We start from the raw sequence: 11601 nt of genomic DNA, 5'->3' as shown, positions 1-11601 counted from the left end.
ACGGCGATGCCGTCGGAGGGGAAGTCTCCTTTTTACTCATTCAAGTCAAAGCTGCTCCGCAACCCGGCTTGAATCTGGCATCAGACCTCATAGGAAGCGATTCGATGACTGTGACAAGAAGCAAATCGACCGCATCTGGAGATTGGCGGGCTGAGCGTTTGAGCCAGCTACGCGACTTGATCCGGCAAGCCGCACCGGATGCGGTTGAAGAGCGAAAGTGGAAGAAGCCCTCCAACCCGTCAGGCGTCACCACTTGGTCAGACCACGGAATAATTTGCACCGGCGAAATTTACAAGGACAAGGTAAAGCTCACTTTCGCCAAAGGTGCCAGCCTGGTCGATCCGCATGGGTTGTTCAATGCCAGCCTGGATGGCAAGGTGCGTCGCGCCATCGATCTGAAGCAGTCAGATCCACTGGATGAGCAGGCCATTCTTCAACTGGTGCGAGCAGCTGTCGTCCTGAACCAGGGCGATGCCGATGGCCAACAATTCATTCAAACCGGCGCCGCTTCGTAGCGCGGGTCAAACTGGCGTCAGGTGACTATGGAGGGTTCACAGCTGCTCTTTTTGTCGCCAGTCGCGGCAGTGGCGCTTTTTTTGTCGTTCAAGGCATTCGTTGTGGCGGGCCGCGCGGCGCTCTGATTGGCGCTCGCATCAAACACTCTGTCGCAAATGTTGCCGCAGCGCATTCAACCGGATTTCCACTCAAGATCCCGGTGTCAGAGCTTGAGTCTGGCGACCCGGATAAGGCCGTGGCCATTGAGCTGACCCTTCGGGTCGGTACAAATTTCAACTGGATGCCTCTTACGTTATCCAGGGCAGAGGCAATGGAACTTTCAGATGCCCTTGCAAAAGCTTCCGGCTCTGGCAGCTAACAAGGGGTGTATCCGTTTCCAAGGACACTTCCGAGAAAACCGGCGGCCGGTAAAAGAGTGCCATGTCCAAGCGGGGAAAGTTCACCGCCAGTTGGCGTTGTTGTCCCAGAACGCGACGGCGCGGGCATAGGCCTCGCGGTCAATCGCAACGCCGGAGCCGCCCTCCTCCACGCCCAGTGCGTTGCGCATCATCGTGATCGGCGCCATCGGCACTTCTTCCGGCTCGGCCGTATAGATGCAGCCGACCACGCCCCACTCGGCCTCGATGGGGAAACCTTCCCTGGCCAGCTGTTCACGGCTGTAGAGGATCACCACCAGATAGTCGGCCACCGGAGGCTCCACGCCTTCGAACCAGCGCACCAGTACCGGCAGTTCCTCTTTGCTGCGGGCCTCGTAGGCCGAACGCAGCCGGTGGCGGTTGTCATCGGTGATCGGCACGGTCAGGCAGCGCGTGGAGGTCCAGTTGCGGTGCACGTGCAGTTTGCAGAACGGCGCGTAGCCATCGAGCACCTTCAACGGCGGATGCGCGTTGAGATGCTGCTCGAACTGCTCCGGCGTGATGTCCTGGATGGTATTGGCGCGCGGGGTGCGCGGGAACAGGCGGGTACGGGCGAACGGGGTGAGGAAGATCGACATGACGGGACCGGACGGAAACTGCCGTCATTGTCGGCCATCAGGCATGACCGTTGCGCATGAGGCGCCTCGCAGCCGACGTGCGCCGCCCCCGCTTCTGCCTGTACACATCGTCGATATCGGACAGCACGCACCACGGCCAGAAGTCAGAAGCCGGCACTCCCGGTCACGCCATGATCGTGAAATCGCACCACCCCGGTGGAGCAATCACGCCACCTCGACTCAGCCCGCGATGTGATCGGGATGGCCCCGGGTTTCCGCATCGTCCACCGATGTGGTGCGCCAGCCCGAGCGGATACCCCACAGGTAGAACACCACGCCCAGCACTGCCACCACCAGCAGGTCCCAGCCATAGGGCAGGTAGCCTCTACCGCCGAACGTGGTACTGCCCAGCCACGACAGCAGCGCCAACAGCGGCAGATAGCACACCAGCCACAGCGCGCCCTGGATATGGCGGCCGAAGTCCGGCCAGCCCGCCTTGGCCTGGTAATAGCCGTAGACCGGCAACGCCACGGCCATCAACAGGATGATTTCGCCGGTCAGCGGCCAACGTGCCCAGTACAGCAGCTCGGTGGCCAGGACGAACGCCACGCCGGCTAATACCGGCAAACCGCGGACACGCAGCGGGCGATGCAGGCCGGGGGCGGTATGACGCAGCGACATCGCGCTGATCGGGCCGGTCATGTAGGAGATCACCGTCGCCACCGAAATCACCGCTGCCAGCGTGCCCCAGCCGCGAAAGAAAAACAGGAACAGGAACGACACCGCCAGGTTCAACCACATCGCCGGACGCGGCACTCCCGAACGCGCATGGATGCGCCCGAATACCGCTGGCGCCGTGCCGTTCTGCTGCATGCCGTAGATCATGCGTGCGGTGGTGGCGGTGTAGGTCATGCCGGTGCCGCTCGGGCTTACGAACGCATCCACGTACAGCAGCATCGCCAGCCAATGCAGGTTGAGCAGCAGCGCCAGCTGGGCAAAGGGCGAACGGAAATCGACGCCATGCCATCCGGCCTTGTCCAGCATTTCCGGCGGCACGGCGCCGAGATAGGCGACCTGCAGCAGTACGTACACCACCGTGGCCAGCAGGATCGAGCCCACCACCGCCATCGGAATGCTGCGCCCGGGATTGCGCGCCTCCCCGGCGAGGTTCACCGGGCTCTGGAAACCGTTGAAGCTGAAGACGATGCCCGCCGTGGCGATGGCGGTCAGGATGGCCGGGAAATCCAGCACGGCGCTGCCGGCGCCATGCAGACCCACCGAGAAATTCTGCTGATGGAAGCCGCTGGCGATCAGCGCCACCGCGGTCAACGCCGGCACCAGCAGTTTGAACACGGTGATCAGGCTGTTGGAGTGCGCGAACAACTTCACGCTCCAGTAATTGATCAGGAAATAGATGACCACCAGCGCCGCGGCTATCCACAGCCCCGGCGCGGTGAGTTCACCATGGCCATCGGGCATCAGCACATACAGGTCCTGCGCCCACTGCCACGGCCATGACGCCATGTACTGCACCGAGGCTTCGGCCTCGACCGGAATCACCGACACAATCGCGATCCAGTTCGCCCATGCGGCGATGAAGCCGAGCAGCGAGCCATGCGAGTAGTGGCCGTAGCGCACCATGCCCCCGGACTCGGGAAACATCGCGCCCAGTTCGGCATAGGTCAGCGCGATGGTCAGGATGATGGCCGCACCCAGCAGCCACGCCCAGATGGCGCCGGGGCCGGCCAGGCCCGCCGCGCGCCATGCGCCAAACAACCAGCCCGAGCCGATGATGGAGCCCAGGCCGGTGAGCATCAGCGCGAAGGGACCGACGTCCCGGCGAATGGCACTGGAGCTGGTCATGGTCACTCCTGGAAATCCAGCGGTGCCGGCACGGCACACGGCCGATGATTGCAGATGCCCCGTGAAGCGGTCCTCGCACGCTGCTCCGGCACTGGCCAGGCGGGCGCCGCCCTTTTGCGTCGGCACTTTTGACAGCGCTCCGACTTCCCCCCCCGCATCGTAGGCCCCCTCTCCCCTGATGGATTGCAGGCCATGGCAAGCACGTTGGCGACCAGCAAGGTGCCCGAAGTCACCCTCGGGTTCTGGGTCATCAAGATCCTGGCCACCACCCTGGGCGAAACCGGCGGCGATGCGGTGTCGATGTCGCTGGGGCTGGGTTACGCCATCGGCACGATCATCTTCATGGCGCTGTTCCTGGCGGCGGTGGCCGCACAGATCCGCGCCACCACGTTCCGGCCGACGCTGTACTGGCTGACGATCATCGCCTCGACCACGGTAGGCACCACGCTGGCCGATTTCGCCGACCGTTCGCTGGGCATCGGCTACGCCGGTGGCAGCACGCTGCTGCTGGCGCTGTTGCTGGCCGCGCTGTTCACCTGGCACCGCTCGCTGGGATCGATCGATGTCCGCACCGTGTCCAGCCCGCGCTCGGAGCTGTTCTATTGGCTGACCATCATGTTCTCGCAGACGCTGGGCACCGCGCTGGGCGATTGGACGGCGGACTCGGCGGGACTGGGCTATCTGGGCGCCGCCGTGATTTTCGGCAGCGCGCTGTTGCTGGTGGCGATGGCATACCGGTGGACGCGGCTTTCGCACACGGCCCTGTTCTGGATCGCCTTCGTGCTGACCCGGCCGCTGGGCGCGGTGGTCGGCGATTTCCTCGACAAGCCACTCGATCATGGCGGGCTGGCATTGAGCCGCTACACCGCCACCGCGGTACTGCTGCTGGCCATCGGCCTGTGCATTGCATGGCTGCCGCAGCGCGCGGCGATCCGGCAGCACTGAAGCGGCGGCGATACGGAACGCCGGTGCGGGATGGCCGCCAATCGCCAGGCGCAGCGGCGCGAGGTTACAGCAGTCGCCGCGGAGGTCAGCGCTGCCGCCCGCACCGGGGCCTTTTCAGCGGCCTCGACTCAGCCGCCGAGGATGTCGCCCAAGGCGGCATCCAGCGTGGGATAGCTGAAGCTGAAACCCTCGGCCAGGGCACGCGCCGGCACCACGCGCTGGCCGGTGAGCAGCAGTTGCGCCATTTCCCCGAAGGCCAGCTTCAACGCCAGGGCGGGAGCGGGCAACAGCGCCGGACGATGCAGCGCCTGGCCCAGCGCGCGCGCGAAATCGGCATTGCGCACCGGCTCGGGCGCGGTGCCGTTGTAGGCACCGTGGGCAGTGTTGGTTTCCAGCAGCCATTGCAGCAGCCGCAGCAGGTCCTGACGGTGGATCCAGCTCATCCATTGCCGGCCGTCGCCCATCGGCCCGCCAGCGCCCAGCCGGAACGGCGGCAACATCCTGGCCAGGGCGCCGCCATCACGCGCCAGCACCACGCCGGTACGCACACGGCAGGTGCGCACGCCCAACGTCTCGGCCTTGATCGCCTCGGCTTCCCAGTCGCGGCACAGCTGCGCGGAAAAATCCTCGCCGGGCGCAGCGCTTTCATCCAGCACGGTGTCATCGCGCGGGCCGTAGTACCCCAGCGCCGAACCGGAGATCAGCACCCGTGGGCACTGCGACTGGCGCGCCATCCACTGCACCAGGCGCGCGGTGGTGCCGATGCGCGAATCGCGGAATTCCTGCTTGCGCGCGGCGCTCCAGCGCCCCTCCGCCAACGGCTCGCCGGCCAGGTTGACGACCGCATGGATCGGACCGGCGTCCTCCAGCGTGGCGATGCAGCGCACCCCCGGCAACGCGGCACGCATTGGATTCCGGGTGAGCACGGTCAGCGTATGCCCGGACTGCTGCAGCCGGGCGCACAGCGCGCGGCCGATGAAGCCGGTGCCGCCAGTGATCAGGATCTGCATGAGCCGCGCTCCACAAAAAAGACGCGGCGAGTGTAACCAGCCGGCGGGGAGGATCCCGTGCTGATGACGGCAATGGCCGGTGCCGCGGGCGCGGGCGGCTACAGGGCCAGACGCTCGCGCAGTTCGCGCGCCTGTCGCCGCGACACTTCCACGCGGCTGCCATCCTTGAGCGTGAGCTCGTAGCCGTCGGCGATCGACGGCTCCACCGCACGCACCATGCGCAGATTGACCAGCGTGTTGCGGTTGGCGCGGAAGAACAACGCCGGCTCCAGCCGCGCCTCCAGTGCGCTGAGGCTGCGCGCGAGCAGCGCGTTCTGGTCGCGGAACCACAGCCGCGCGTAATTGCCATCGACCACGACACGGCTGATTTCGCCCAGTGCCACGAACCAGCAGCGCTCACCCTCGCGCAGGAACACCTGGTCCTCGGCGCCGAGCTTCTCACGCGCGGTGGTGGCCGGTGCCGCTGTGGCCGGGTGGCGGACACGTTCGCGTGCTTTTTCCAGCGCCGCGTGCAGGCGTTCGGCCGCCACCGGCTTGACCAGATAATCCAGTGCGTTGGCGTCGAAGGCCTGCACCGCGTACTGGTCGTAGGCGGTGACAAACACCACCGCCGGCACGCACTCCAGGCCATCGAGCACGTCGAAGCCACTGCCCGAGGGCATCTGCACATCCAGCAGCAGCAGGTCCGGATGCAGCCGGGCGATGGCGGCGCGCGCGGCCGGCACGTCATCGGCCTCGCCCACGCACTCGACCCACGGCAGCGCTTCGAGCAGGGTGCGCAGTTCGCGCCGGGCCAGCCGGGCGTCATCGACAATCAATACCCGCAGCCGTGCGCTCATTGCCAGATCTCCAGTTGTGCCTGCATGCGTCCCCCCTGCGGCTGCAGCGTGAAGCGGCCGCGTGCCGCGCCGGCCGCCATACCCTCGGATCGCATGCCCAGCTGCGCACGCAGATAGGCCAGCCCGACGCCGTGACCGGAGGTGCTGCTGCGGGCGTTGACGGGGTTGCCGACCTCGATGTGCAGCTGCTCGTCGCGCAGCCCGATGTGGATCGTCAGCGCGCCACCGCCCGCGGTAACGGCGATGCCGTGCTTGATCGCGTTTTCCACCAGCAGTTGCAATGCCATCGCCGGCAACCGTGCCTGCAACGCGGCGGGTTCGATCCGCTGCTGCACCTGCAGCCGTTCTTCGTAGTGCACCGCCTCGATGGCGAGGTAGTCGTCCACCACCTGCAGCTCTTCGGCCAGCGTCACCCACTCGCCGCGGTTGTGTTCCAGCGCATGCCGCAGCGTGCTGGAAAGCCGGGTCACCATCTCGCGGGCGCGGGCGGGATCTTCGTTGATCAGCGCGCGCAGGTTGTTGAGCGCGTTGAACACGAAGTGGGGATTGAGCCGTGCCCGCAGGGCGTCGTGCTCGAGCGTCAGCTGCTGGGCTTCGGCGCGCAGGCGGGCCAGTTCACTGTCACGCGCCCGGCGCAGCGCCCGCCAGCCGGTCCAGGCGGCAACCCACAATGCCAGCATGATCGCGGTGTTGAGCCAGTAGCCGAACATGGCCGCCGGGCGGTAGTCGGCGTGGCCACCGGACAGGCTGACCCAGCCCAGCCGCAGTGCGGGCAGCAGCATCGCGGCGGTCCACAGCTGGGTGACGGTGGCCCCCGCCACGATGCCCGCCAGCAACCGCAGCGACAGCGCAACGCCATCGCGCTGCAACCAGCCCTGTCGCAGCGCCAGCGCGCGCAGCGCGCCACTGCTCAGGTACAGGCCCACCGCGACCAGCAACGCGATCAGCACCATGCCCGAGCTCCAGCCGGCATAGATGCCGCCAAGCAGCAGGTTGAACGCCATGTACGGTGTCCACGCCAGCGCGTTGAGCCACCAGAATCTGTCGCGATGCCTGCCGCTTGCCACGTTGCCCCCTGTCGATCGAATGCGCGGGCTCAGCTGCCCGCCTTGGCGCTGGCCGGCAACGCAAGGAAATCACGCATCTGCGCCTGCAGCCACTGCGGGTCATCCCACATCAGGAAATGGTAGCCGGCCTGGCTCATTTCGATCCGCACGCCGTCGAGCCTGGCGTACTGGCTGGCGAAGATGCCACGGGTGGATTCCTGCGTCGCCCCATACGGTTTGTACGCCGCCCAGCTGCCCAGCACCAGCGTCGGCGCGCTGATGGCGCCCAGCTCGCCGCGCAGGTCGGTCACCATCATCTCGTACATGGCGTTTGCGGTCGCGGTGCGATCACTGCTGCGGCTCCAGGCTTTCAGTGTGGCGATGCGTGCCGGCTCGTGGGCCATGCCGTTCACCGACGCCTCGGCCTGCTGCAGGTAGCTGGCCTGATCCACCTTCAACATGCCCGCGCGCATCTGTTCGGCCATCGGCCGCATTGTGTCCGGGGTGGCGGCCGGGTTCTGCGCGGCGCCGAAGTACGGCAGCGAATCGACGATCACCAGCTTGCCCACCGCCTGCGGCTGCTTGAGCGCCATCTGCAACGCCAGCATCCCGCCCAGGCTGTGCCCGGCTACGACCGGTGCGGCCAGCTTGCGATCGGCGATGTAGGCCAGCAGGCGATCGCGCATGCCGGTGAGGAAGGCGGCATCGTCCACCGCGGGCTGGCCGGCAAACCCCGGCAGCGTGACCAGATGGCACTGCACCTGCGGCTGCAGCGCCTGGCAGGTGTCGCGCCAGCTGTCGGCGCCACTGTTGAGGCCGGGAATCATCAATACCGGCAGGCCCTTGCCCACCACTTCCACCTGCATGCCCTGGAAGTTGCCGGGGGCGGTGGCATGTGCCAGCGCCGGGGCCAGGACGGCCGCCATCAACACGGCAAAAAGGGCGGCCGGAGAGCGTCGGCGCGAGCGCGGAAGGATGCGGAGCATGGTCGTTTCCCTGTGTGGATGTGGACGCCAGCATCGCCCAACCGCGGCCACCGGCTGCAATAAACATGACCGGCGGCCGCAGCGGGCCGTGAGCGGCGATGGCGGCGGATGGAGGGCGGCACGGGCTACCGGCGAAACTATTGCACATCCATCTTGATGGAGAGATATGATTGCCCCATTCCCGTTCTGACCCGGCCCTCACCGCCATGACCGCCCTCAGCTTCGAGTTCTATCCACCCAAGACCGATGACCAGCGCGCGCAGCTGGACCGCACCGCCGCCAGGCTCAAGGTGCATGCACCGGAGTACGTGTCGTGCACGTTCGGCGCCGGCGGTTCCACCCTCAGCTACACCTCCGAGACGGTGCGCCACCTCAACCAGCACCACGGCCTGCAAGCGGCGCCGCATCTGTCGTGCGTGGGCGGCACCCGCGAGGAGATCCGCGAGCTGCTCAAGCTGTACCGCGCGATCGGCGTGAAACGGCTGGTTGCGCTGCGCGGCGACCTGCCCTCGGGCATGGGGTTTCCCGGCGACCTGCGCTACGCCTCGGAACTGATCGAATTCATCCGCGCCGAGCACGGCGATGCGTTCCGCATCGAAGTGGGCGCCTATCCGGAAACCCATCCGCAGGCCTCGTGCGCGCTGGCCGACCTGCGCCACTTCAAGACCAAGATCGACGCCGGCGCCGATGCCGCCATCACCCAGTATTTCTACAACGCCGACGCCTATTTCCACTTTGTCGACGCGGTGCGCAAGCTCGGGGTGCAGGTGCCGATCATTGCCGGGGTGATGCCGATTTCCAACTTCAGCCAGCTGCGCCGGTTCTCCGAGCAGTGCGGCGCCGAGATTCCGCGCTGGATCGGCAAGCGCATGCAGGCCTACGGCGACGATGCCGAATCGGTACGCGCCTTCGGTGCCGACGTGGTGGCGTCATTGTGCGAGCGGCTGATTGCCGGCGGCGCCCCGGCGCTGCATTTCTACACCCTCAACCTGGCCAAGCCGACCGGCGCGGTGCTGCAGCGGCTGCGCAGCGCCTGATATCGCCAGCACAACGCCCCATCATCACTTCCGGCAAGGTGCTGCGGCCGCTACCCTGCCGGGGATGCGCCCTTTGCCGCTCCTGTCGTTGATCGTTGCCGGCCTTGTCGCCGCGCCCCCCGGGTGGGCGCAGCAGGTCAACCGCTGCACCGGCGCGCAGGGGCAAACCGTTTACAGCGACCGCCGCTGCGAAGACCTCGGCGCCACCGCGCGCCTACCCGCCGCCGCGCGCGATGCCGGTGGCAATGGGCTGTACCGCGACAGCTGCGCGCGCCGGCTCAGCGACCTGGTGGCGCAGATCAACTCGGCGGTGCAGGCGCGTGACGTGAACCGCCTGTCCAGCGTGTACCTGTGGAACGGATTGTCCAATGCGGCGGCGGCGCGGGTCCTGGACCGCCTGGAAGCCATCGTGCAGCGGCCGCTGGTGGATATCGCCCCAGTGTTTGCCGAAGCGCCCGCCTATCAGCCGGCGGCCGCCCTGCCCTTCACCTACAGCGATGGCACCCCGGTCGACCCCGGCGCACAGCCGGCGGCACCGGCACCGGCCGCGGACAACAGCGTGGCCTACCGCCGTCCGCGCCCGATCGGCCTGCGCCTGGAGCAGACCCTGGGCAACGGCAGCACGCCCTCGCGCACGGTGCTCGGGCTGCGCCGCCAGTACAACTGTTTCTGGATCAGCCTGTAAGGGCGGCCGGCCACAGCGCGCGGATCGCGGCAATGCCCTGGGCGCCATGCCGCCGCGCTTCACCGATATGCTCCGCGCCCAGCCCACCGATGGCGTACAGCGGCAGCGACACCTGCTCGCGCAACTGCTCGAACACCTCCCAGCCCAGCGCCGCGGCCCCGGGATGGGACGCGCTGGCCTGCACCGGCCCCAGTACCGCGAAATCGCACCCCAGCCGCTGCGCGGCCCGCAGGTGGGCCAGATCGTGGCAGGACGCCGCCACCAGCTGCCCGGCCGGCACCGGACGTTCGCGCAACGCCAGCAACTGCTCGGCGCCCAGATGCACGCCGACCCGCAGCTCGCGTGCCAGGGCGATATCGCGATTGAGCAGCAGCTGCGCATGGCGCCCATGCCGTTCCACCGCCGCGCGCGCCAACGCCACGCGGTCGCCGCTGACGGGCGTGCGCAGCTGCACCCGCTGGATGCCGGATTCCAGCGCCCGGCCGAGTTGCTCCAGCCAGGTGTCGAGCCCCGCCTGCGGTTCGGGCGTGACCAGATAACGATCCGGCTGACGCAGCGCCGCCACCACCGGCACATCGGCCGGCGGCATCGAATAGCGCTCCAGTTTCTCCGGCGCCACCCAGGTGATTGCCTGGCCCTCGCGCCCGCGGGCGGTGCCGGTCCAGCGGGTGATCCGGCGCACCTCCAGCCGCAGCCGCTTGTCCGGGTAGAGCTGCGGGATCTCCATCAGCCAGTCGCCGATTTCCGCCTCGATCCCCAGCTCCTCGTGCAGCTCGCGCGCCAGCGCCTGTTCGGAGGTTTCACCCGGCTCGCGCTTGCCGCCGGGGAATTCCCACAGCCCGGCCATGTCACTGTCGCCGGTACGGCGATTGAGCAGAATCCGGCCACGGGCGTCGGTAATCACGCCGGCCACGACATGGATTGATCGCGTAGGGGAATGCATGGCGCAGAGCATGCCGAAAACCGCGACGACGATGCAATGGGCGCCGGCCACAGCCGACCGGCACCGGGCCCCTTGCGGAGCCCGGTGTGGTGCTACGAGGTGGCGGAACGGACGCCGCCCAGAACGCCAGCGTCCAGTTCAACTGCACAGCCACTTCGCGCTGGCCGTCGCCCGCCCGGCCCTGGGCAAACATCGCCAGGTGGCTGGTGTCGGAAGTGTTGACCGACACCCCCAGCTCGGCAGCGCCGACGTTGCGGGCCAGCGGCACGCCACCGACCCTGAACGCGCTGCTGCCGGCCACGAAGCGGTGCCGGGATTCGGCCCGCAGTTACCGGCAGCGTTCTGCCAGGCCAGCCCGGCTTCCGGACGCGCGCCATGCTGCTGGCCGCCGCTGATATTCCACGACGCGCGCACGCCGGCGGTGGTGGTCCACATCCCGTCCTTGCTGGCCGCGATCGCCAACGCGGCACTGCCGCCGGCCTCCACGGCCGCGTCCGAGGACAGGCGGGTGCCCATGGCACCCCCGCGAATTCCGGGTACGGATATCCCCTGCAACCCCTGGGGATTTTTCCCAATTCTCCGAGTTCGCGGGCGCGGTCACATTGGCGCGGCGAACTGGAACCGGATCGCGCAAAAAAATCAGCGCGCACTGCACCTGTTTCAGCGCGTGCGGCGCAGCGCCCTGGCGCAGGCGTGTATCCCGCCTGGAACGTCCAAAAAAAAAACGCCCCGCTTCAAGCGGGGCGTCTGTCAATCAT

Annotated in this window: 12 protein-coding genes; 4 read left to right on the top strand and 8 right to left on the bottom strand. The window is 67.4% G+C overall.

Going from position 1 to position 11601, the window contains the following annotated elements; genetic code table 11:
* Positions 1-104: 104 nt before the first annotated feature.
* Complete coding sequence (locus QZH66_RS11660; RefSeq protein WP_305806110.1) at positions 105-515, top strand: DUF1801 domain-containing protein; 411 nt, start codon at positions 105-107, stop codon at positions 513-515.
* 440 nt (positions 516-955) lie between these two features.
* Here QZH66_RS11660 and QZH66_RS11655 read toward each other — a convergent pair whose 3' ends face one another.
* Entirely contained in the window at positions 956-1510 is a 555-nt protein-coding gene (locus QZH66_RS11655) for a DUF3228 family protein (protein WP_305806106.1), read from the bottom strand.
* 219 nt (positions 1511-1729) lie between these two features.
* Positions 1730-3352 carry an APC family permease gene (locus QZH66_RS11650; RefSeq protein ID WP_305806105.1) on the bottom strand — a complete coding sequence of 541 codons (1623 nt, stop codon included), beginning with the start codon at positions 3350-3352 and terminating at the stop codon, positions 1730-1732.
* 192 nt (positions 3353-3544) lie between these two features.
* Here QZH66_RS11650 and QZH66_RS11645 point away from each other — a divergent pair, with 192 nt between their 5' ends.
* On the top strand, positions 3545-4297 hold the full coding sequence (locus tag QZH66_RS11645; RefSeq protein ID WP_305806104.1) for a hypothetical protein: 753 nt from the start codon (positions 3545-3547) through the stop codon (positions 4295-4297).
* A gap of 128 nt (positions 4298-4425) precedes the next feature.
* On the opposite strand, the gene QZH66_RS11640 is transcribed toward QZH66_RS11645, so the two are convergent.
* The 4 genes from QZH66_RS11640 to QZH66_RS11625 all read right to left on the bottom strand — a co-directional run bounded on the left by QZH66_RS11640 (position 4426) and on the right by QZH66_RS11625 (position 8178).
* On the bottom strand, positions 4426-5307 hold the full coding sequence (locus QZH66_RS11640) for a TIGR01777 family oxidoreductase (protein ID WP_305806103.1): 882 nt from the start codon (positions 5305-5307) through the stop codon (positions 4426-4428).
* A gap of 98 nt (positions 5308-5405) precedes the next feature.
* Positions 5406-6146 carry a LytTR family DNA-binding domain-containing protein gene (locus QZH66_RS11635; protein ID WP_305806102.1) on the bottom strand — a complete coding sequence of 247 codons (741 nt, stop codon included), beginning with the start codon at positions 6144-6146 and terminating at the stop codon, positions 5406-5408.
* Positions 6143-7150: a histidine kinase gene (locus QZH66_RS11630; protein WP_305806100.1), complete on the bottom strand. Its 1008-nt coding sequence runs from the start codon at positions 7148-7150 to the stop codon at positions 6143-6145. The genes QZH66_RS11635 and QZH66_RS11630 overlap by 4 nt, the downstream gene beginning before the upstream one ends.
* Before the next feature lie 92 nt (positions 7151-7242).
* Positions 7243-8178: an alpha/beta hydrolase gene (locus QZH66_RS11625; RefSeq protein WP_305806099.1), complete on the bottom strand. Its 936-nt coding sequence runs from the start codon at positions 8176-8178 to the stop codon at positions 7243-7245.
* Positions 8179-8384: 206 nt separating this feature from the next.
* On the opposite strand from QZH66_RS11625, the gene metF reads away from it, so the two are divergent.
* Complete coding sequence (gene metF / locus QZH66_RS11620; RefSeq protein ID WP_305806098.1) at positions 8385-9215, top strand: methylenetetrahydrofolate reductase [NAD(P)H]; 831 nt, start codon at positions 8385-8387, stop codon at positions 9213-9215.
* Between the two features lie 64 nt (positions 9216-9279).
* The gene (locus QZH66_RS11615) at positions 9280-9900 is read left to right on the top strand and encodes a DUF4124 domain-containing protein (RefSeq protein ID WP_305806097.1); all 621 of its coding nucleotides are present in this window, start codon (positions 9280-9282) and stop codon (positions 9898-9900) included.
* Here the strand turns inward: QZH66_RS11615 and QZH66_RS11610 are convergent.
* Positions 9890-10843 (bottom strand): Nudix family hydrolase, encoded by a 954-nt coding sequence (locus tag QZH66_RS11610; protein WP_305806096.1) that lies wholly within the window; start codon positions 10841-10843, stop codon positions 9890-9892. The genes QZH66_RS11615 and QZH66_RS11610 overlap by 11 nt on opposite strands.
* Positions 10844-10981: 138 nt before the next feature.
* The gene (locus QZH66_RS11605) at positions 10982-11359 is read right to left on the bottom strand and encodes an autotransporter domain-containing protein (RefSeq protein ID WP_305806095.1); all 378 of its coding nucleotides are present in this window, start codon (positions 11357-11359) and stop codon (positions 10982-10984) included.
* Between the last annotated feature and the right edge of the window lie 242 nt (positions 11360-11601).

The sequence above is a fragment of the Stenotrophomonas sp. YIM B06876 genome, assembly GCF_030711595.1.
Classification (GTDB): domain Bacteria; phylum Pseudomonadota; class Gammaproteobacteria; order Xanthomonadales; family Xanthomonadaceae; genus Stenotrophomonas.
This window is presented reverse-complemented; position numbering and strand designations above follow the sequence as displayed.